The sequence below is a fragment of the Ursidibacter sp. B-7004-1 genome, from assembly GCF_053654055.1.
The window spans coordinates 55,325-78,514 of the sequence record NZ_JBSIUP010000008.1; the positions used below are offsets into that span (position 1 = coordinate 55,325).

17 protein-coding genes are annotated in these 23,190 nt (G+C 38.0%); 7 read left to right on the top strand and 10 right to left on the bottom strand.

Annotated features, from left to right (window positions below; translation table 11 throughout):
• The 3 genes from acnB to ACWIW0_RS04255 form a co-directional block, all read right to left on the bottom strand.
• A complete protein-coding gene (gene acnB / locus ACWIW0_RS04245; RefSeq protein WP_454452335.1) occupies positions 1–2,604 on the bottom strand; it encodes a bifunctional aconitate hydratase 2/2-methylisocitrate dehydratase in 2,604 nt (867 codons plus the stop codon).
• 226 nt (positions 2,605–2,830) lie between these two features.
• The gene (icd, locus tag ACWIW0_RS04250) at positions 2,831–4,081 is read right to left on the bottom strand and encodes an NADP-dependent isocitrate dehydrogenase (protein ID WP_454452336.1); all 1,251 of its coding nucleotides are present in this window, start codon (positions 4,079–4,081) and stop codon (positions 2,831–2,833) included.
• A 163-nt stretch (positions 4,082–4,244) separates the two neighbouring features.
• Positions 4,245–4,730: a dihydrofolate reductase gene (locus ACWIW0_RS04255; protein ID WP_454452337.1), complete on the bottom strand. Its 486-nt coding sequence runs from the start codon at positions 4,728–4,730 to the stop codon at positions 4,245–4,247.
• 211 nt (positions 4,731–4,941) lie between these two features.
• Between ACWIW0_RS04255 and proB the strand changes: the two genes are divergently transcribed.
• From proB to nth, 3 genes are read left to right on the top strand one after another with little or no spacing between them, the layout of a single operon-like run.
• The gene (proB, locus tag ACWIW0_RS04260; protein WP_454446368.1) at positions 4,942–6,060 is read left to right on the top strand and encodes a glutamate 5-kinase; all 1,119 of its coding nucleotides are present in this window, start codon (positions 4,942–4,944) and stop codon (positions 6,058–6,060) included.
• Between the two features lie 25 nt (positions 6,061–6,085).
• Positions 6,086–6,847, top strand: coding sequence for a TSUP family transporter (locus ACWIW0_RS04265; RefSeq protein WP_454452338.1), 762 nt, complete (start codon positions 6,086–6,088; stop codon positions 6,845–6,847).
• Positions 6,847–7,482: an endonuclease III gene (gene nth, locus ACWIW0_RS04270; RefSeq protein WP_454452339.1), complete on the top strand. Its 636-nt coding sequence runs from the start codon at positions 6,847–6,849 to the stop codon at positions 7,480–7,482. Before ACWIW0_RS04265 ends, nth begins: the two co-directional genes overlap by 1 nt.
• A 246-nt stretch (positions 7,483–7,728) precedes the next feature.
• Here nth and serC read toward each other — a convergent pair whose 3' ends face one another.
• The 5 genes from serC to ppx form a co-directional block, all read right to left on the bottom strand.
• Positions 7,729–8,811: a 3-phosphoserine/phosphohydroxythreonine transaminase gene (gene serC, locus ACWIW0_RS04275; RefSeq protein WP_454446082.1), complete on the bottom strand. Its 1,083-nt coding sequence runs from the start codon at positions 8,809–8,811 to the stop codon at positions 7,729–7,731.
• A 155-nt stretch (positions 8,812–8,966) separates the two neighbouring features.
• Complete coding sequence (nanA, locus tag ACWIW0_RS04280) at positions 8,967–9,845, bottom strand: N-acetylneuraminate lyase (RefSeq protein ID WP_157393784.1); 879 nt, start codon at positions 9,843–9,845, stop codon at positions 8,967–8,969.
• Between the two features lie 93 nt (positions 9,846–9,938).
• On the bottom strand, positions 9,939–10,805 hold the full coding sequence (locus ACWIW0_RS04285) for a MurR/RpiR family transcriptional regulator (RefSeq protein WP_454446066.1): 867 nt from the start codon (positions 10,803–10,805) through the stop codon (positions 9,939–9,941).
• Positions 10,806–10,813: 8 nt separating this feature from the next.
• Positions 10,814–11,278: an N-acetylneuraminate anomerase gene (nanQ, locus tag ACWIW0_RS04290; protein WP_454446067.1), complete on the bottom strand. Its 465-nt coding sequence runs from the start codon at positions 11,276–11,278 to the stop codon at positions 10,814–10,816.
• Positions 11,279–11,624: 346 nt separating this feature from the next.
• The gene (ppx, locus tag ACWIW0_RS04295) at positions 11,625–13,130 is read right to left on the bottom strand and encodes an exopolyphosphatase (protein WP_454452340.1); all 1,506 of its coding nucleotides are present in this window, start codon (positions 13,128–13,130) and stop codon (positions 11,625–11,627) included.
• 153 nt (positions 13,131–13,283) lie between these two features.
• Between ppx and asnS the strand changes: the two genes are divergently transcribed.
• Entirely contained in the window at positions 13,284–14,687 is a 1,404-nt protein-coding gene (gene asnS, locus ACWIW0_RS04300; protein ID WP_454452341.1) for an asparagine--tRNA ligase, read from the top strand.
• Positions 14,688–14,819: 132 nt separating this feature from the next.
• On the opposite strand, the gene gyrB is transcribed toward asnS, so the two are convergent.
• Entirely contained in the window at positions 14,820–17,252 is a 2,433-nt protein-coding gene (gyrB, locus tag ACWIW0_RS04305) for a DNA topoisomerase (ATP-hydrolyzing) subunit B (RefSeq protein ID WP_454443515.1), read from the bottom strand.
• A 188-nt stretch (positions 17,253–17,440) separates the two neighbouring features.
• A complete protein-coding gene (gene fdhE, locus ACWIW0_RS04310; RefSeq protein WP_454452342.1) occupies positions 17,441–18,361 on the bottom strand; it encodes a formate dehydrogenase accessory protein FdhE in 921 nt (306 codons plus the stop codon).
• Between the two features lie 194 nt (positions 18,362–18,555).
• Here fdhE and ACWIW0_RS04315 point away from each other — a divergent pair, with 194 nt between their 5' ends.
• The 3 genes from ACWIW0_RS04315 to fbpC all read left to right on the top strand — a co-directional run bounded on the left by ACWIW0_RS04315 (position 18,556) and on the right by fbpC (position 23,034).
• Entirely contained in the window at positions 18,556–19,590 is a 1,035-nt protein-coding gene (locus ACWIW0_RS04315) for an ABC transporter substrate-binding protein (RefSeq protein WP_454452343.1), read from the top strand.
• A 347-nt stretch (positions 19,591–19,937) separates the two neighbouring features.
• Complete coding sequence (locus ACWIW0_RS04320; RefSeq protein ID WP_454452344.1) at positions 19,938–21,971, top strand: ABC transporter permease; 2,034 nt, start codon at positions 19,938–19,940, stop codon at positions 21,969–21,971.
• Positions 21,972–21,981: 10 nt separating this feature from the next.
• Complete coding sequence (gene fbpC / locus ACWIW0_RS04325) at positions 21,982–23,034, top strand: ferric ABC transporter ATP-binding protein (RefSeq protein WP_454452345.1); 1,053 nt, start codon at positions 21,982–21,984, stop codon at positions 23,032–23,034.
• Positions 23,035–23,190 lie beyond the last annotated feature (156 nt).

The following is a 23,190-nucleotide window of genomic DNA, read 5'->3' on the forward strand; positions in this document are numbered from 1 at the left end:
CTATGCGATGGTTTGGAAGATAACGTCATCAGCTTTTTTCATATAGCTATTGATTTCGTTGAAATTCATATAACGATAGGTATCTTCTTTATCGTTATCCAAACTATTTACATAACTCAAATATTCATCTAGTGTCGGAATTCTGCCCAGTAAGGCACAAACTGCAGAAAGTTCTGCTGATGCCAGATAAACAAAAGCCCCTTTGCCCATACGATTTGGAAAGTTACGAGTAGAAGTTGAAACAACCGTTGAGCCATCTGCCACTCTTGCTTGATTTCCCATACAAAGTGAACAACCAGGAATTTCAACCCTTGCCCCACTTTTACCATAGATGCTGTAATAGCCTTCTTCCGTTAGCAAAGCTGCATCCATTCTTGTTGGTGGCACAACCCATAAGCGTGTCGGTAACATTGCCGTAGATTGACTTAATAGTTTACCTGCTGCTCGAAAATGCCCTATATTTGTCATACAAGAACCAATAAAGACTTCATCAACTTTATCGCCTTGAACGTCCGAAAGTTTTCTCGCATCATCAGGATCGTTCGGTGCACAGACAATCGGCTCTTTGATTTCATTCAAATCAATCTCAATAACCGCTGCATATTCTGCATCATCATCTGCTTCCAATAATTGTGGGTTATCTATCCAAGCCTGCATTGCGTTGATACGGCGTTCTAAAGTACGAACATCACCGTAACCTTCCGAAATCATCCATTTGAGTAACACAATGTTTGAGTTGAGATATTCGATCACAGGCTCTTTATCTAATTTAATGGTACAAGCTGCTGCTGAACGTTCGGCTGATGCATCGGATAATTCAAAGGCTTGTTCTACTTTCAGATGCTCTAACCCTTCAATTTCAAGAATTCGCCCCGAAAAAATATTCTTTTTACCTGCTTTTTCAACAGTTAATAAACCTTGTTGAATCGCATAATAAGGAATGGCGTGAACTAAATCGCGTAATGTGATGCCTGCTTGTAATTCACCTTTGAAACGAACAAGAACAGACTCGGGCATATCCAGTGGCATAACGCCTGTTGCAGCGGCAAAAGCAACCAAACCAGAACCAGCAGGAAATGAGATCCCGATAGGAAAACGAGTGTGAGAATCTCCACCCGTCCCCACTGTATCAGGTAGTAACATTCGATTTAACCACGAGTGAATTACACCATCGCCAGGACGTAACGAAACACCCGCTCGGTTCATAATAAAATCAGGTAATGTATGATGCGTTACTACATCAACAGGTTTTGGATAAGCGGCAGTATGGCAGAAAGATTGCATTACTAAATCTGCGGAGAAACCTAAACAAGCGAGATCTTTTAATTCATCACGCGTCATTGGGCCTGTGGTATCTTGTGAACCGACACTTGTCATTCTTGGTTCGCAATACTGCCCTGCTCTAATACCTTCTACACCACAAGCTCTCCCTACCATTTTTTGAGCTAAGGTATAACCTTTACTGGAGTCTTGAGTTGCTTTCGGTTTCACAAAAACCTCGCTTTCAGGTAAGCCTAATTCAGTTCTTGCTTTATGTGTTAAACCACGTCCAATAATCAACGGAATACGCCCACCAGCACGCACCTCATCAAGCAAAACATCTGTTTTTAAAGTAAAGGTTGCCAATACTTCATCGCTATTGTGTTTACAAATTTTGCCTTGATAAGGATAAAGGTCGATCACATCGCCCATATTAAGTTGGCTAACATCAACTTCAATCGGTAAAGAACCAGCATCTTCCATTGTATTGAAAAAAATTGGAGCAATCTTACCGCCTAAAACTACACCACCAGCCCGTTTATTTGGAATGTAAGGAATATCATCACCCATTAACCAAAGTACCGAGTTAGTTGCTGATTTGCGTGAAGAGCCTGTTCCCACTACATCGCCCACATAGACAAGCGGAAACCCTTTCTCTTTTAACTGTGCAATTTGTTGCATTGGGCCTACAACACCAGCCTGATCAGGTTCAATACCATCACGTTCATTTTTAAGCATTGCTAAAGCGTGCAGTGGAATATCAGGGCGAGACCACGCATCTTGAGCTGGTGATAAATCGTCTGTGTTGGTTTCCCCCGTTACTTTAAAGACGGTTAGCGTTAGTTTTTCAGCTAATTTTGGACGAGATAAAAACCACTCGGCATCAGCCCAAGACTGTAAAACTTGCTGTGCAAATTGGTTGCCTTGTTTTGCTTTTTCTGCAACATCGTGGAAATTATCAAACATCAATAAGGTATTTGATAATGCAGTTACTGCTGAAGGGGCTAAATTTGGATTATCCAAAGCATCTAATAGCGGTTGAATGTTGTATCCGCCTTGCATTGTGCCGAGTAATTCAACGGCTCTTTGCGGTGAAATTAGCGGTGATTGCACTTCACCTTTAGTGATAGACGCTAAAAAAGAGGCTTTCACATAGGCTGCTTCATCAACACCTGCAGGAATACGGTTTTCAAATAATTCAAGCAGAAAAGTAGTTTCAGATTGAATAGGATTTTTGAGTAATTCAATAAGTTCAGCAGTTTGCTCTGCATTGAGTGGTAAAGGTACAACCCCCAATGCTTCACGTTCTGCCACAAGTTTACGGTAATCATTTAAGAAAGACATAAGAAAATCTCCACTTCAAAAATAATCTATGAGAGATGATTCATCATAATGCTAGAAAATAAAAAGGCAAGGTAAAATTTTACAATTTGATAACAAAATCACAAAATTTTGTAACATTTAATAAATTTGTAAAAAAAGAAAAGCCATTCAATGATGTGAATGGCTTCTATCCCGTTATTGTAGAAAGATAAATCTCAATATATAACACCAGACAAGCGGTCAACTTTTATAAATTATTAACAATATCTTGTGCAAATTCTGATGTAGAGCGTAATGTTGCTCCTGCTAAGGTTTCCGCAAAATCAAAGGTAACAGTTTTATTGGCAATCGTTTTAGATACGGCATTCACAACAAGATCTGCTGCTTCTGTCCACCCTAAATGGCGTAGCATCATTTCGCCACTTAAAATAATTGACCCAGGGTTTGCTTTATTTTGCCCTGCAATTTTAGGTGCTGTACCGTGTGTTGCTTCAAAAATAGCTGCCTCAAAACCAATGTTCGCCCCTGGAGAGATCCCAATTCCGCCCACTTGAGCAGCTAACGCATCGGAAATATAGTCGCCATTTAGGTTTAAGGTAGCAATAACATCATACTCTGTTGGGTGTAGCAAAATTTCTTGTAAAAAAGCGTCAGCAATAGAATCTTTGATAATAATTTCTTTCCCTGTTTTAGGATTCACTAAACGGTGCCAAGGCCCATTATCAATAGGCTCTGCACCAAACTCTTTTGCCACTTGGTAGCCCCATTCTTTAAAAGCCCCTTCGGTAAATTTCATAATGTTACCTTTATGTACTAGAGTAAGTGAATCTCTATTGTTATCAATGACATACTGTAATGCGGCTCGCACTAAGCGTTGTGTTCCCTGTTTGGAAACAGGTTTGATACCGATACCACATTCTTGAGGAAAACGAATTTTTTTCACGCCCATTTCTTGCTGTAAAAATGCAATCACTTTATCTGCTTCTGCCGATCCTGCAACCCACTCTACCCCTGCATAAATATCTTCGGAATTTTCACGAAAAATCACCATATCAACTAATTCAGGGTGCTTAACAGGGCTTGGTGTTCCTTCATAATAACGAATCGGACGTAAGCAGTTATACAGATCTAACCCTTGACGCATTGCCACATTTAGAGAACGAATACCACCACCGACAGGGGTCATTAAAGGACCTTTAATCGCAATATGATATTTTTTAATGAGTTCTAGGGTTTCATCAGGTAACCATACATTTTCACCATATTTTTGATTAGCTTTTTCACCTGCGTAAATCTCTAGCCACTCAATTTTACGCTTACCTTGATAAGCCTTTACAACAGCAGCATCAATGACCATTTTCATTGCAGGTGTAACATCAACGCCAATTCCATCTCCTTCAATGAAAGGAATAATAAGATGATCGGGTATAATTAAAGAGCCATCTTGATTTAGCTGAATGGCTTCACCGAATGTTGGTTGTTCAACGTGAAATGACATAGTTCCCCCTTTATTTCTTACACCACTTTTAAAATAACATTTTATTAACAAAATTTTAACTAAAGGTAATTTGTATTACTCAGTAAGTCAATTAAAAGCGGTATGATTCACAAAATTTTTTGTAAATTTGCTGATTAGATCACATTTTAATTATTGGGGAGATTTAACGTGTCAAAAGCATAAACCGACAACGATAGGCATTTTGTTCATCAATTTCAGACCAACTTTCTTGAGCTAACTTCCATTTCTGCTCATCAAATTCAAAAAAAGTGTCTCCATCAATATGAGCTTGAATTTCTGTTAAGTAGAGCTTATTCGCCAGTGGCATTGCCTGTTTAAACAGCTCTCCACCTCCGATGATCATTACTTCTTGTTCGGGTGCAAAACTTTGTGCCAATCGCACCGCTTGTTCAAGGCTAGCAACGGAGTAAGCCCCTTCTACAATAAAATTGGAACGAGAAAGAATAATATTTGGACGCTTAGGGAGTAAGCGTCCAATAGATTCATAGGTTTTTCGCCCCATAATGACTGGTTTTCCAACCGTATTTTGTCTAAACCACGCTAAATCTACAGGCAGATGCCAAGGCATTGCATTATCTTTTCCGATGACTTTATTAAGAGTGCGAGCGACAATTAAACTAATATTCATAGAGTTACCTTGTAAAAATTTGAATAACGTATTTCTGTATTTACTATTTATCATACCGAAAATTGAGATTATGGGCTATATATTGTTCAATACACCGTTTAAAGTGACATTAATATAACCTATTGTTATAAATAATCTTTTATGCTCATAGCAAAATAAGGGAATTTAGCTGATAATAGCGGTCAGTTTCCTTTATTTTTTACCAATTATGATGAATAAAAACCTTATTACTAATAAAACTATCGTTATTAAACTTGGGACAAGCACCCTTACTCACGGTACAAAAAGTTTAAGTCGCCCACATATGCTAGAAATCGTTAAACAACTGGCGACATTACATCAACAAGGCTTTCGCTTGGTCGTTGTCTCTTCTGGGGCAGTGGCAGCTGGGCGTGATTATCTCAATCATCGAGAACTTCCTCAAACCCTTGCCTCTAAACAACTATTAGCTGCTGTTGGGCAAAGCCAGCTTATTCAAGTATGGGAGAGTTTATTCTCTATCTACAACATCAAAATTGGTCAAGTGTTATTAACTCGTGCCGATATTGAAAACAAAGAACACTTTCTTAATGCGAGAGATACACTAAATGCTCTACTCGATCAACAAATTATCCCCATAATCAATGAAAATGATGCAGTCGCTACGGCAGAATTTAGAATTGGCGATAACGACAATTTATCGGCATTAGTGGCAATTCTTGCTCAAGCCGAACAGTTAATTTTATTAACGGATCAACAAGGGCTTTATGACAGCGATCCGAGAAAAAATCCAAATGCTAAACGTATTGCGGTTGTGGAGAAAATCACCCCTGAAATTCGCCAAATGGCAGGTGGCAGTGGAACAACGCTGGGGACAGGAGGAATGAGTACCAAAGTAATTGCTGCAGATATTGCAACCCGTTCTGGTGTTGAAACCTTGATTGCCTCTGGCGAACTGGAAAATGTGATTGTTAAATTGGCACAAGGAGATGAGATCGGCACACGTTTTCTCGCTCAACAAGATAAATTAGAAGGGCGAAAACAGTGGTTATTTGGTGCACCGCCAGCAGGCATTCTTGTGGTTGATGAAGGTGCAGAAAATGCCCTATTAGTTCAACATAAATCCCTGCTTCCTGCTGGTATTCAGCATATTGATGGGCAATTTGCTCGTGGCGAAGTGGTTAAAATAACCAACTGTAACGGTAAATTGTTAGCTTTAGGTATTAGTCGTTATAACAGTGATGCGTTACAACGTATTAAGGGCAAAAAATCTAACGAAATCGAAACCATTTTAGGTTATGAATTTGGTTCGGTAGCAATTCATCGTGATGAAATGGTTGTTTATGGTTAAATAGATCAATAACAAAGGAGAGAAAATGGAACTCACATTTGAGATTTTAGCCCTGCTGTTTACTGCAGCGTTAGTTGCGGGTACTATTGATGCTATCGCTGGTGGCGGTGGTTTAATTACCATTCCAGCCTTGCTTGCCGTAGGTGTTCCACCTGCAATGGCATTAGGCACAAATAAACTACAAGCCTGTGGGGGTTCTTTTTCAGCTTCTCTCTATTTTGTTCGTCAAAAAGCGGTTGAAGTAAAACAGATCCATCTGCTTATTTTGCTCACTTTTATTGGGGCTTCGCTCGGTGCTATTTTTGTACAAATGCTAGATGTGGAACAGCTTAAAACGATTTTACCTTTCTTAGTTTTTATTATTGGTGGCTATTTTTTATTTAGCCCAAGTTTGGGTGATGAAGATCGAAAACAGAGAATTAGTTATCCATTATTTGCTTTCACTGCCGCATTAGGCGTTGGCTTTTATGATGGTATGTTCGGGCCTGCAACAGGCTCATTCTTTACCTTAGCTTTTGTATTATTGCTTGGTTTTAATTTAACAAAAGGCGTGGCTCACGCTAAAATTCTCAATTTTACCTCTAATTTTGCATCACTGATCTTCTTTATTTTAGGTGGGGCTATTTTATGGAAAGTCGGCTTTGTGATGTTAGTTGGGCAATTTATTGGTGGGAACATTGGTGCAAGAATGGTGGTAACGAAAGGGAAACATATTATTCGACCACTTATTGTAACAATGTCATTTATTATGGTCTGCAAGATGTTGTGGGATCAGGGATATTTTTAATGAACAAAGAAAAACGTGTAGAAATTTTAACAAGATTACGAGAACAAAATCCGCACCCAACAACGGAATTAAACTATAACAATCCTTTTGAATTATTGATTGCAGTTATTCTTTCCGCACAAGCTACTGATGTGGGCGTAAATAAAGCTACAGCGAAACTCTATCCTGTGGCGAATACACCACAAGCTATTTTAGAGCTTGGCTTAGACGGGCTAAAAGAATACATCAAAACCATTGGGTTATATAATAGCAAAGCAGAAAATATCATTAAAACTTGTCGTGATTTATTGGAAAAACATAATGGCGAAGTACCGCAAACACGAGAAGAACTTGAAGCACTGGCAGGTGTAGGCAGAAAAACTGCAAATGTGGTACTAAATACGGCATTTGGACAGCCTACTATTGCGGTAGATACCCATATTTTCAGAGTGTCAAATCGCACCAACTTTGCACCAGGAAAAGATGTAGTAAAAGTCGAAGAAAAATTACTTAAAGTAGTCCCTGATGAATTTAAAGTTGATGTTCACCACTGGTTAATCCTACACGGTCGCTATACTTGTATTGCAAGAAAACCTCGTTGTGGCTCGTGTATTATTGAAGATCTTTGTGAATTTAAAGAAAAGACAGATATTTAGACTACTAAAGATCCCCCCAATTATTTCAGGTTTATTACTCATAATTCTAGGGATAAATTCTGGGTGGTGTAATGGACAAAATGGTTGCTGATTTACTCATTACACTAGCAGTTGCACCGACCAATTTTAAGAAAATTTACGTAGGGGTGAGATTTATTCCCACCCGAATGTCGTATTCATTTATGAATGGAGATAATTCCCCAACACAAGAAATTAAATGTTTATGCAACTACTACATAATGCTGGCTATTTATTTTCTTCAGCGAATTTTTGCATAAATGTAATTAACGCTTGAACACCTTCAATCGGCATTGCGTTATAAATTGAAGCTCGCATTCCACCTAATACTTTGTGTCCTTTTAGGGCTTGTAAACCATTAGCGGTTGCTTCTGTAACAAATTTTGCATTGAGTTCATCATTCCCTGTGGTAAAGGTAACATTCATCAATGAACGGTTCTGAATGGCAACAGTATTATGATAGAAATCACTTTGATCTAAATAATCATAAAGTAATTTCGCTTTCTCTTGATTACGTTGCTCAACAGCTTTAACTCCGCCTTCTTTAAGAAGATGTTTAAACACTAATGAACATAAATACCACGCAAATGTAGGTGGGGTGTTGATCATTGAATCGCTTTTCGATTGAACCTCATAGTTCCAAATACTTGGAGTCGCTTTGCGTGCTTTACCGATTAGGTCTTCTCGAACAATCACAATTGTAATCCCTGCTGGGCCTAAATTCTTCTGAGCACCTGCGTAGATAATACCAAATTTGCTAATGTCAATTTCACGAGAAAGAATATTTGATGACATATCTGCAACTAACACACTATTTCCAACATTAGGTAAGTCAAAAATTTCTACACCACTAATCGTTTCATTCGGGCAATAGTGAATATAATCATATTGTTCAGCAATATTGCTGAAATCTAAGTTTGCTACTTTAAGCGTATCGCCTTGCTCTAAAATGTTGATTTCATCAATTTCACAAAATAGACGGGCTTCTTTGGCTGCGGTAGCAGACCAATGCCCGCTTGTTAAATAAAGTGCTTTGCCCTTTTCGCCAATTAAATTCATCGGAATTGCAGCAAATTGCCCTCTTGCACCACCTTGCAAGAATAAAATTTTGTAGTTTTCAGGAATGTTGTATAACTCTCGGAAATCTTTATCGGCTTGCGTAATCAATTCCATAAACAATTTACCACGATGGCTCACTTCCATTACTGAAGTTTGTTGCTCTTGCCAGTTAAGTAACTCTGCTTGAGCTTGTTCTAACACTGCTTTAGGCATCATTGCAGGGCCTGCACTAAAATTAAATACTTGTGTCATTGTGTTTGTTCCTGTTAGTAAAAATCATAAAGGTAGAAATCATAGCGTAAAATAGTTCGTTATTGTGGGATTTTTTAAAAAATATATAAAAAATCACCCTTAATAAATTAGATATTTATCCAATCTATTAAGGGTAGCAGCTAAAAGTTAAGGGATTAAAGATATTTTGCTTTTAATTGTTTAACCACTGCTTTTTGCTCTGCATTAAGCTCTTTAGTCATTGGTTCACGACAATAGCCAGCTTGAACACCTTCTTCTTCTAATAACCCTTTAATTGTTTGATATAAGCCATTACCTAAAATACCTTCGATTAAATCGTTAGTAACATTTTGAATTTCAAAGGCTTCTTTAATTTTACCTTGTTGTGCTAATTCAAAGATTTGACGAGCACGCACACCATTTACGTTGAAGGTTGAGCCAATAGCACCATCTACACCTAATACAGCTGCTGGTAACATCATTTCATCAAAACCTGCATAAATCAGATGCTCTGGGAAGGCTTTGCGTAAACGCTCAAGCAAATAGAAATCACCTGCGGTAAATTTTACACCAATAATTTTTGGGTTTTGGAATAATTCTGCAAATTGAGCCACACCAATATTTACCCCTGTTAAGAATGGGATTGAGTAAACGATCATTGGGCTACCTGTTTCACGAATAATTGTTTCGTAGAAGTTTTTGATTTCTGGGAAACTAAATTTATAGTAGAAAGGTGTTACCGCAGATAAGCTGTCATAGCCTAATTCTGTAGCATATTTACCTAATTCAACCGCTTCTTTTAAGTTTACGCTACCTACTTGTGCAATCAATGCAACCTGGTCTTTTGCTTCATCTTTTGCAATACGGAAGATCTCTTTTTTCTCTTCTGTTGAAAGCATAAAGTTTTCGCCTGTTGAGCCACCAACATATAAGCCGTCCACTTTCATTTTATCAATGTTGTGACGAATAATTTGGCGTAATCCTTTTTCATTGATTGTGCCATCTGCATTAAATGATACTAATAATGCACTAAAGATACCTTTTAAATTTTTCATTTTGTTTACCCTTTAAGGAAGTGAAGTAAGTAAGCGGTTTGAACTGTAAAAATTTTTGCAAATCTTACCGCTTGTGAGTTTTATTAAATCCTGTTACTTGATGCGTTGTTCTAAAATCACATCTAAGGTTTTTTGTTTCTGCTGAATAGCTTTATTCGGTTCAGCTCTTACAAGCAAAGTATAAATAAGATCAAGTACAAATAATTGAGCCATTTTTGTACCGATGGAATCACCTTGCATATGCCCTTGGCGATTACCATTGATTAACACATAATCTGCTACTTCTGTAATTGGTGAACGTAAATTATGTGTAATCGCAACTGTTGTTGCTTCATTCTGTTGTGCAATGCGTAATGCTTTTGCAGTTTCTTCCGAACTTCCAGAATGGCTAATCCCAATAACAACATCACCCTTTTTCAACAATGATGCCTGCATATACATAAAATGGTTATTGGTTACTGCATCAGTCTGTAAGCCGATACGCATTAGTTTATGTTTTGCATCTTCTGCAGTTAGCCCTGACGACCCCACACCAAATAAGAAAATACGTTTAGCACGACGTAAGACATCAACCACCTTTTCTAACTCATTGAAATTTAATAAGTTTATAGTCTCTGTTATCACATTATGTAGCGTTACTTGTAACTTAGTTGCAATTTCTTTAGAAGTATCCGTTTCCGCCACATCGGTATCTAACAAAGCACTACTCTCTTTTTCTTGTGTTGCTAATTCAATGGCTAAATCTAGTTTAAAATCGGTGTAGCCTTTGAAACCTAATGTGCGACAAAATCGGATAAACGTTGCTTCTCCAACATCAAGCTGAGTAGCAACTTCCGATAAGGAACATTGGTTGAGTAGATCTGGTTGTGACAAAATAGCATTAGCAATTTTCTTTTCTGTTTTAGTCAAGCTATTTTGCAATGCTCCAATTGTGTCTAATATTTTTCCACGGGATGACATTTCGCCTCCTATATGTACTCCACTGGAACTTTTACCACTAATTTTTTCAATAAGCGGTTGCCATTAACAGAAATACCTGGTGCGTGGGGTTCATTCGGTAAAAAAATGGCAAACATATTTGGTTTTAATACCAAGAGATTTTTATTTTCAAGCTGATCGGTTAATTGATAGTCATCTTCATCACGATACTCGTCATAAAGTGCTAAATTTGGATAACTTAAACTATACTCAATCGCTTCTTCACCTGAAATTAGTAGTTGAATATCAATAAACTTACGGTGCAATTCTGCTTTTTTACCTTCTGCAGGTGCAGTTTCAAACTCCATTACATTCATTCGCACGCCATCTTCAAGATCTTGCCAGCCTAATGGCAGATTTATTAAATCTAACGTTTTGAGCTTGCCACATAAGCGTGCAAAAACTGGGGGTAATGATTTTGCATAATCATCACGAGATAAATCACCTAATAACATAAAGCCTCCATTATTTTTAAGATAAAACACTCAGTGAGTATATTACTCCATAAAAATAAAATTAAAAGAAGATATACTCCATAGAGTAAAATTTTCTGTCAGGAATAACAAGAGAGAAAGAAAAAAAATGAGAGATAGATCACTTTATTTTGTGAAAAAGAGATGATTTGCAAAAAATTTAAACTAAAAGACCGCTAATAAACCTAATGCACTGTGTTTATAGATAGATATAAGACATCAAACTGCTGACACCCCTTAATTTATTTATATTTAATAAAAGGACATACGCAGTATACCATTACATAAAAATAAAATGCTTTATTTTCAATTGGTTGCAATTTTTTGTTCACAACACAACTAACGGCAATTCCAAACGAGCCAATAGTTTTTGTTCATCTTCCAGATCTGCTAAGACAAGTGGATTTTGGTGTAAAAACTCAGGTTCAAATTGAAGTTGCCAGTTACTAGATTGAATTTGTAGCGATAACTGTTGTGGAATAATTGTTGCTTGTCGAGAACGATTTAATAATACAGCCAAACGGAATACACGCAATAAGGTTAAAATATCCCGATGTTGAAAACGATTTGTTCCTCTAACATCACTCTTTTTAAACCCTTTTAAATGATAACGCATTAACAAAGTGAGTAAATTTTGTTGCTCACTATCAAAACCGGGTAAATCTCGATTCGCAATAATATAAGCTGAATGTCGATGTACATTGTTATGGTTAATCGTAATTCCCACTTCGTGCAACATACTTGCCCAAGTCAGAATGGCACGCAATTCGTTAATCTGAAACTTATTTTTCCAAATTTTTACCTGTTCGAAAAGTTGTAATGCAGTTTGTTTTACTCGTTCAGCTTGTTGCTGATCGATATTAAACTGCTCTGCTAAAGCCTCCGCCGTTCGCTGACGAATGTCACCAACTTGAAAACTTTTCTCCAGACCATACATTACGCCTTCTCGCAAAGCACCATCAGAATAACGCATTGAGCGAATTTGGAAGGTATGGAATAAAGCGAGTAAAATGGCTAAACCAGGTACAAGTACATCAGCTCGTTCTTCGACTAAACCTTTTAATTGAATTTGCTTTAAGTTATTGAATTTTAAGCAAATTGAAATCAATTCTTGCAATCGAGTTTCATTGATTACCCCATCACGATAGTGATTTGCCAGTAACACCTTACTTACGGTCTTAATTGTACCTGATGAGCCTAAAACGTGTTCCCAACCTAGTTCACGATATTCCCAAGCGAGATCTTCAATTTTTTCCATTGCCGATTGATAAGCAGTATCAAAACGAGTTTGAGTTAATTCGCCATTAGGAAAAAAGCGTTTAGCAAAACTCACACACCCCATATGGCGACTTTCTGCACGCAATGGCGTGAAACCATCACCGATGGTCATTTCTGTTGAACCACCGCCAATATCCACTACAAATTTCCGCCCTTTTTCTGGTTGTGTATGGCTGACCCCAGAGTAAATCAATTTCGCTTCTTCAGCACCAGTAATAATATGAATAGGGAAAGGAAAAACAGTTTTCGCTTTTGCTAAAAATTCTTCATTATTGACCGCTCTGCGTAAAGTATAAGTTCCCACGACTTTAACATTTTCAGCTGAAAAACCTGTTAATCGTTTTGCAAATAACCCTAAACAAGCAACCCCACGATCTATCGCTTCTTGGCTAAGTACACGATTTTCATCTAACCCATCGGCTAAGCGTACTCGGCGTTTGATTCGAGAAAGAATTTGAATAGATCCGTTCACAATCCTTGCGACAATCATATGAAAGCTGTTTGAGCCTAAATCAATGGCTGCAAATTCACGAGGTGGATGAAATTCAGATTGCATAAGATGTCCTTTGTGAGCGAATAAAATAAGATAAGTGTAACATTTTTTTCATCAAGAATGGATAATTTCCTTATCTTTCATAGCGATTTCTAGTAGAATGCGGAACGTTTTTCTAACAAAATAATTTCTATATTTAAACTATTTGAGGTTAATATGTCCAAATTTCCATCAATCTCAGAAATTCTCGCTGGCAAAGTTGCCGTAGGTGAAGAAGTTTCTGTTCGTGGTTGGGTGCGTACTCGCCGTGATTCTAAAGCGGGTCTTTCATTTTTAGCTGTATATGACGGCTCTTGTTTTGATCCAATCCAAGCAATTATCAATAATGATTTAGCAAATTATCAAGATGAAGTATTACGCCTTACCGCAGGCTGTTCTGTTGTCGTAACAGGTAAAATTGTAGAATCACCAGCCGAAGGTCAAGCTGTTGAACTTCAAGCAACTCAAGTTGAAGTTGTTGGTTGGGTTGAAGATCCTGATACTTATCCAATGGCAGCAAAACGCCATTCTATTGAATATTTACGTGAAGTAGCTCACTTACGCCCTCGTACTAACTTAATCGGTGCGGTAGCTCGTGTACGCCACTGTTTAGCACAAGCAATTCATCGTTTCTTCCACGAGCAAGGTTTTTACTGGGTTGCAACACCATTGATTACCGCCTCAGATACCGAAGGTGCAGGTGAAATGTTCCGAGTTTCTACCTTAGATTTAGAAAATTTACCTCGTGGCGAAAATGGTAAAGTTGATTTTAGCCAAGATTTCTTTGGTAAAGAGTCGTTTTTAACTGTTTCAGGTCAGTTAAATGGGGAAACCTATGCTTGTGCATTAAGTAAAATCTATACCTTTGGCCCTACATTCCGTGCTGAAAACTCAAATACGACTCGCCACTTAGCAGAATTCTGGATGGTTGAGCCTGAAATTGCTTTTGCTAATTTAGCAGACAATGCCAAATTAGCTGAAGATATGTTGAAATATGTCTTCCGAGCAGTTTTAACAGAACGTAAAGATGATATGGCATTTTTTGCGAAACACGTTGATAGCAATGTTATTAACCGTTTAGAACAGTTTGTAAACTCTGACTTTGCTCAAATTGATTACACTGATGCGATTGATGTGTTACTCAAATCAGGTAAAGATTTTGAATTCCCTGTTGAATGGGGAATTGATTTATCATCAGAACACGAACGCTATCTTGCTGAAGAATATTTCAAATCACCTGTGGTTGTGAAAAACTACCCGAAAGATATTAAAGCTTTCTATATGCGTTTAAATGATGATGGCAAAACTGTTGCCGCAATGGACGTATTAGCACCCGGAATTGGCGAAATCATCGGTGGTTCACAACGTGAAGAACGTTTAGATGTATTAGATCGCCGTATGGTAGAGATGGGGTTAAACCCTGAAGATTACTGGTGGTATCGTGATTTACGCAAATACGGTACTGTTCCACATTCAGGATTTGGTTTAGGTTTTGAACGTTTAATTGTTTATGTAACAGGTTTACAAAACATTCGTGAAGTGATTCCATTCCCACGCGCACCAAGAAACGCAAATTTCTAAGAAATAATTTGGTGGAGAGTACATCTCCACCCCAAACTAATAATAAACCTAATTGGTGTAATGGACAAAAATGTAAAATTTTACCCATTATCCCCAGTAAAATTAGGTTTAATTTTCTACGAAATTCTTTAACTAAATATCCAAATTCGCATAAAGTGCGTTACTTTCGATAAAATCTCGACGTGGTTCAACTTCATCACCCATTAGGGTTGTAAAGAGTTTATCGGCAGCAATCGCATCGGTAATAGTTACTTGTAACATTTTACGCACAACGGGATCCATTGTTGTTTCCCATAACTGTTCTGGGTTCATCTCGCCTAATCCTTTATAGCGTTGAATTGTTAAACCTTTACGAGATTCTTTTACTAACCAATCAATTGCTTCAGCAAAACTGCTGATCGCTTGTTTACGCTCACCTCGCATTACATATGCTGTTGGCTCTAATAAACCGATAAGCTGTTCACCTAATTTGGTAATACGCCCATATTCATTGCTTGTAATGAAGTTAAAATCAAAACGATACGTTGTATCAATACCGTGTGTCGTTACAATAATTTGCGGTTCATAAATATGGCGTTCTTGGTTAAAGAACACTTCTGCCTGATAGCTACTTCCGCCAGTTTCTTTAGAGACTAATTTTTCAACTAAACGATTATTCCAAGCGGTAACTTCTGCCTCATTTTTTACCAACTCTTTTGATAACGCAGGTTGATAAATTAGCTCATTTAAAATAGCATTTGGATAACGGCGAACTAAACGTTCAAAAAGTTTCTGTACGCCATTATATTCTGAAATTAGGTTTTCTAACGCTAAACCACTTAATGCAGGAGCAGTATCGCTCACATATAAGGACGCACCGTCTAATGAAATCGCAAGCTCGTATTGCATCATCTCATCATTATCTTGAATATATTTTTCTTGCTTACCTTTCTTCACTTTATACAACGGTGGCTGAGCGATATAAATATAGCCACGTTCAATCAATTCTGGCATTTGGCGGTAGAAGAAAGTTAATAATAACGTACGAATATGTGCACCATCGACATCCGCATCGGTCATAATAATGATTTTGTGATAACGTAGCTTTTCAATATTATATTCATCACGTCCAATTCCTGCCCCAAGTGCTGTAATTAAGGTCGCAACTTCTTGAGAAGATAGCATTTTGTCAAAACGTGCTTTTTCTACGTTTAAGATTTTTCCTTTCAACGGTAAAATCGCTTGATTTTTTCGATCACGTCCTTGTTTTGCTGAACCGCCTGCAGAATCCCCCTCCACTAAGTAAAGTTCAGATAACGCAGGATCTTTCTCTTGGCAATCCGCTAATTTACCTGGTAAACCACCTAAATCTAATGCACCTTTACGACGAGTCATTTCTCGTGCTTTACGAGCTGCTTCTCTTGCTCTTGCTGCATCAATAATTTTAGTTACAATGTTTTGTGCATCATTCGGGTTTTCTAGGAGATATTCCTGTAATGCTTCATTCATTGAGCTTTCAACGGCTGGGCGAACTTCTGAAGAAACCAGTTTATCTTTTGTTTGTGATGAGAATTTAGGATCAGGCACTTTAACAGAAATCACTGCAACTAGCCCTTCACGAGCATCATCACCTGAAGCATCAATGTTGGCATCGGCTTTTTTCAATTTACCACTAGAATCCATATAGTTTTTCAATGCACGAGTTAATGCACCACGAAATCCAGCTAAGTGCGTACCGCCATCACGTTGTGGAATGTTATTTGTAAAGCAATAGACATTTTCATTAAAACTATCATTCCATTGCATTGAGATTTCAACACCAATACCATCTTTTTCCGTAGAAAGATAAAATGGCGTTGGGTGAATAGGTGTTTTGCCTTCGTTTAAATATTCAACATAAGCTTTAATACCGCCATCGTAATGGAAATGCTCAAATTTATCATCTCGCTCATCAATCAACTTAATTGACACACCTGAGTTTAAAAATGAGAGCTCACGCAAACGCTTAGATAAGATAGCGTATTCAAAATCTGTTTTATTTTTGAAAATATCATAGCTTGGCCAGAAACGAACTGTTGTTCCTGTTTTTTCGGTTTCACCAATAATAGACAATGGAGCATCAGGTTCGCCCAAGCTATAAAATTGCTCGTGAACGTGTCCTTCACGGCGAATAGTTAATTGTAATTTTGAAGAAAGTGCATTTACAACAGAGACCCCTACACCGTGCAAGCCACCTGATACTTTATAAGAGTTATCATCAAATTTACCGCCTGCGTGCAGTACGGTCATAATCACTTCTGCCGCAGATACACCTTCTTCAGGGTGGATACCAACTGGGATACCACGCCCATCATCTTGAACAGAAACAGAATTATCTGAATGAATCGTAACGATAATATCTTGGCAATGTCCTGCTAATGCTTCATCAATCGCATTATCCACAACCTCAAACACCATATGGTGTAAACCTGTACCATCATCGGTATCCCCAATATACATCCCTGGACGTTTACGCACCGCATCAAGCCCACGCAACACTTTAATACTGGAAGAATCATAGCTATTTGATTGATTTTGTTCAGACATTTTCATTCCCATTCATCTAAAAACTGGCTCGGCAAAATACCGAAAATTAGGCGAGATTATAGCAGAAAAATAGGGAGTTGGGGAAAATGATTAGTAAGGAGTGATTTTAACGATTAAATTGCAAAATAAGGTGAGTTACGCTCAATTTGTAAAAAATTATCGCAAACTCACCGCTTATTTAGTGAATGTTATTCAACCTGAAACAAAAATGGGTTGATGCCACTTCTCGCTAACTCTTTTTGTTCCATTTCAGCATCTAAAAAGAGTGTTGCAAGGTCATCAGCAACAGGCTCTGTATGTGGGTCTTTTTCTTGATACATTGCTTTAAGATAGCTTCCGCAATCACCACAGCTTTCAGCTTTTACTGCAGCTTCTTCACTATCTAAACTCCAGTATTCTAATTTTCCTGTTTGCTCACAATTACTACATTTAATTCTCACCATATTCCATTCACTCTCACATAAAGAGCAATGTAAATAGCGTAGCCCCTGCGTATCACCAAAATGGATAACACTGGCTACAGGTGCAGAATCACATACAGGGCAAGTGTGTCTAGCTTCACCGTATTCTGTTTGTACATTGCGTGGGAGCTGTTGAGCTAATTGCACCCAGTAAAGTGATAAAGCCGCCCATAAAAAGACCGCTTTATCTGCCCCAACTTCTTCATAACGTTCATTAAGAAGATGATCAGCCAAGTTATCCAATTCTGAAATAGAGGCTTTTTCTAACCATTCTAATGTTGCTTGAATAGCACCTTCCGTTTGTGGTTTTACAATTTCAATTAAGGCAAGCAAAATATGTTGCCACTCTATCGAACGTTTAAAAAACTTAGCGTTTAACGGTTTTTGTCCTTGATTTTGAGCCAAAGAAGCGGTCAGTTCTTGTGAAATGTTAGCAATTGGCAAATGCTCAAGTAAGGATAATTGAGCATCAACAATGTTTGCCACAAATAATAAATAATCGCCAAAAGGGTTATCTTCCGCTAGCTGACGTAATCTTTTTGCTCTGCGTTGATATAAGTTTTTAGGATTTGCAAAAAGCAATGCAGGGCTATGAAAAGAACTAGCTGCTTGCTTAATTTCTGTGTCAGGAAGAATTCGGATACTCATAACGGTTCTCTTTAAATAAAATTGCTCGCCATTCTACCCAAAAGCCAACAAGCAATAAAGCGATTAGATTAGCAAATCTTTTTGCATATCTTACCGCTTGTCGATTATTTTTCGTAAATGTGAAATATCTCACAGTTTATTTTCAATAAGTTAGGTATAGTAAAAGCAATTTTTTCAATCCAAAGGATTATCGAATGAAATTAAAAACCTTAACACTGACTTTATCTGCACTTTTATTCGGTGCAACGCTATCTTCAACAGCCAATGCAGCAGGTCGCTTAGTCGTTTATTGTAGTGCGACAAACTTAATGTGCGAACAAGAAACCCAAGCCTTTGCTAAAAAACACGATGTCAAAGTTTCTTTCATACGCAACGGTTCTGGCAGTACATTAGCGAAAGTAGAAGCTGAAAAAAATAATCCACAAGCCGATGTATGGTATGGTGGGACATTCGATCCGCAATCTCAAGCAGGGGAAATGGGGCTACTTCAACCTTATCAATCGCCTAATTTAGAACAGATTATTGAAAAATTTAGAGATCCTGCCAAAGTAAAAGGCAATTATACTTCAGCGATTTATATGGGCATTCTCGGATTTGGAGTAAATACCGACCGTATTAAAAAACTTGGTTTAGAAAAAGCACCTAGTTCTTGGGAAGATCTGCTCGATCCACGCCTAGCGGGCGAAATCCAAATTGCCGACCCTCAAAGCTCTGGCACAGCTTATACGGCAATTGCCACTTTTGTACAACTGTGGGGTGAAGAGAAAGCCTTTGACTATTTCAAAAAATTACATAAAAACATTTCTCAATATACCAAATCGGGTATTACGCCATCTCGCAATGTGGCAAGAGGTGAAACTGCTATCGGCATTGGATTCTTACACGACTACTCGGTAGAGAAGAAAAACGGTGCTCCGTTAGAGCTTATCGTACCAAACGAAGGTACTGGCTATGAATTAGGCGGCGTAAGCATCTTAAAAGGTGCAAGAAACGTGGATAATGCTAAATTATTTGTTGATTGGGCATTATCAAAAGAAGCTCAAGAACTTTCTTGGCAAAAAGGGGAAGCATTCCAAGTGCTAACTAATACTACCGCGGAAGCCTCGCCTTATTCACTTAACCCAAAAGAATTGAAATTGATTGACTATGATTTCGAAAAATATGGTTCTTCCGATGAGCGTAAACGCTTAATTGAGAAATGGGTCAATGAAGTAAAATTAGCCAAATAATTTCTTTTCTCTTTTCTTTTTGAGCCTTCCCTTGTATAAGGAATAGGATTATTGACAAACTTATTTATCATAGAATTGGAAATTCTGCCCCCGCTTGCGGGGGAAGTGGCGAGCAAGGCGAGCCGAAGGGGGCTACTCTATTTTGTTAGCTAAATTTAGTAAAGCCAGATATTTCACCCCCTACCCCCGAACTTTCGTTCGGGTACTTCCCCCGTAAACGGGGGCAGATTTGTACGATATATTTAACAGAATTTTTAAGTTTATCAGCAGTCTGAACTTTTCCTTGTAAAGGAAGGTATCTTCTAAATAGAAAGCCTGTTGTACAAAAATGATTTTTGTGAGGTGTTATGCAACATTTTTTTACTCGACCGCTCTTTTGGGTCATTCTTTCGCTGATAGGCTTTATTTGCCTACCGTCTAAAGCACTAGATTACGGTCTATTCGATTCCACTCAAGATGAAATTCTGGCTGCAATGGGGTGGGCAAATCTCAATCTCACTTGGGCGTGGTTTTTACCTTTATTGGCATTTTTAGTGCCATTTAAACAAAGTATTCAACGCAGTAAAGTTGAATTACTCTTTTTGGGATCTCTCTTTATTTTTATCTTTGTATCCGCCATTATCGCTAAAATCAGCTTAGGTTATTCCACCTTATTTTTGATTGTTGCGATCTTGGCACTGAGTACAAATGCACTTGCCAACTTAAAAATAATGCAAGGTGATCGCTTTATTATTGCCGCCCTGCTTAGCATTATTTTGTTGATCTTTTTCTTTATCGTTTATCCAACCATTGCAATTTTTATTTCAATGTTCTATGACGGTGATGAATTTATCCCAAGCCAAGTAATCACAATTTTACAACAGCCTTATGTTCTACGAGTTGTTACAAACTCGCTAAGTGTGGCTGCAACTGTTGGAATTCTTTCTACACTTTTTGGTTTAGCTTTTGCACTTTATACCACACGCATTGCCAAACGCACCGCTTTTATCGGCAAAATCTTTTCGATCTTACCGATTGTAACACCACCCTTTGTTGTAGGATTGGGCGTTACACTAATGCTTGGGCGTTCAGGTTATGTAACAGAATTTCTGGTAGATTATTTGGGTTTTAGCAACAACTGGCTATATGGTTTTACGGGAATTGTGATTGCTCATACGCTCGCTTTAACTCCAATGTCATTTATGATTTTAGAGGGAGCGTTAAAATCTATCCACCCTTCAGTAGAAGAAGCGGCTTATACATTACGCTCTAATCGTTACCAAGCCTTTGCACATATTATTTTCCCACTTTTAAAACCTGCATTAGCCAACTCTTTTTTAGTGGTTGTGATTCAATCTCTTGCAGATTTCAGTACCCCATTAGTCCTTGGCGGTAGTTTTGATGTTATTGCGACACAAATTTATTTCTATATTGCAGGTTCGCAACTTGACTACGCTTCCGCCAGTACCTTAGGTACTATCTTATTGGTATTTTCATTAGCAATTTTTGTTATTCAATACCTATGGATTGGCAACCGTTCTTACGTTACCGTATCGGGTAAATCCTATCGAGGCGATGTTCAAGAACTCCCAAGCGGTATGAAAGCAGTGATTATTTGCAGTTTAGCATTTTGGGTACTCTTTAATGTTGTACTATACGGTAGTATTTTTTACGGTAGCTTTACAGTGAATTGGGGCGTAGATTACACCCTTACATTTAACAACTATATCAATCTGTTTGGACAAGGATTTAGCGATGGAGCTTGGCCTTCTCTCATTCAAACGGTTATATTTGCTGCAAGTGCCGCCCCAATTACTGCATTATTCGGTTTATTGATTGCTTATATTACCGTTCGCCGAGAATTTAAAGGTAAGAAAACCCTTGAGTTTTTAACACTACTCTGCTTTGCTGTACCCGGCACTGTGGCAGGGGTCTCTTATATTCTCGCCTTTAATGATGCCCCAATTTACTTAACTGGCACTGGAATGATCATCGTACTTTCAATGGTAATGCGTAATATGCCAGTGGGAATGCGGGCTGCGATTGCAGGATTAGGGCAGTTAGATAAATCCCTAGATGAAGCCTCACTCTCTCTCAAAGCAGGCTCATTTAAAACCATCTTCTTTATTGTATTACCGCTTCTCAAACCAGCATTGCTTTCTGCATTAGTTACCAGTTTTGTGAGAGCAATGACAACAGTGAGTGCTATCGTTTTCCTTGTTACTGCTGATACTCGAGTTGCAACCTCTTATATTCTAAATCGTGTAGAAGATGGCGAATATGGCGTGGCGATTGCTTATGGTTCGATATTAATTGTGGTAATGATGGCAATTATTTTCTTCTTTGACTGGATTGTCGGTGATACTCGCATTGCCCGTTCAAAAGCGAAAAAAATGAATTAAGGATAGACAAATGGAACAACAAAACGACTTTTTAGTACTTAAAAATGTAACCAAATCTTTTGGTAAAGCAACGGTAATCAATAACCTTAACCTCACTATTAAAAAAGGGACAATGGTGACATTGCTCGGCCCTTCTGGCTGTGGCAAAACTACTGTTCTACGTTTGGTTGCAGGTTTAGAAAACCCAACATCAGGGCAAATTTTTATTGACGGCGAAGATGTTACCCACAACTCTATTCAACAACGTGATATCTGTATTGTATTCCAATCTTATGCACTCTTCCCGCATATGTCGATTGGTGATAATGTCGGTTATGGTTTAAAAATGCAAGGTATCCCCAAAGAAGAACGCCAACAGCGAGTTAAAGAAGCCTTAGAATTGGTTGATTTAGCAGGTTTTGAAGATCGCTATGTCGATCAAATCTCTGGTGGGCAACAACAACGTGTTGCTCTGGCTCGTGCGTTAATCCTCAAGCCTAAAGTGCTACTTTTTGATGAACCATTAAGTAATCTTGATGCTAATTTACGCCGTTCTATGCGTGAAAAAATTCGAGAATTACAACAACGCCTAAACATTACATCACTTTATGTTACTCACGATCAAACAGAAGCCTTTGCTGTTTCTGATGAAGTCATCGTAATGGATAAAGGGGTTATTAAACAGAAAGATTCGGCAAAAATGCTTTATCTACAACCCAACTCACTCTTTCTAGCGAATTTTATGGGAGAATCGACTATTCTAGAAGGTAAACGACAAGACGATGTTATTCATATCGGCAATTTTAGTTTTAACTTACAAAATGCCGAACGCTTTAATGTCGCAAATGGGGATTGTTTAGTTGGAATTCGTCCTGAAGCTATTCAGCTACTTTCCTATGGTGATGAGAACCAACGCTGTGAAATCAAACACTCTATTTATATGGGATCTTATTGGGAAATCATTGCACAATGGCAAGGGAAAGAGATTTTAATCAATCTCAATCCTGAACACTATCAAGAGCAACAGAGCGAGCATTATATTCACCTAAATAATAAGGGAATTTTCCTATTGAATAAGGAATAAATTAAAGTTTTTTATTATTTCTAAAATGGGCCTTTAGCCCATTCAGACTGATGACAAACTTCAAAAGAACGTAAAATCTGTAGGGTGGGCTTTAGCCCACCATCTTTAAAATCAATAAGTTACAAAATGGTGGGCTTAAGCCCACCCTACACGAAA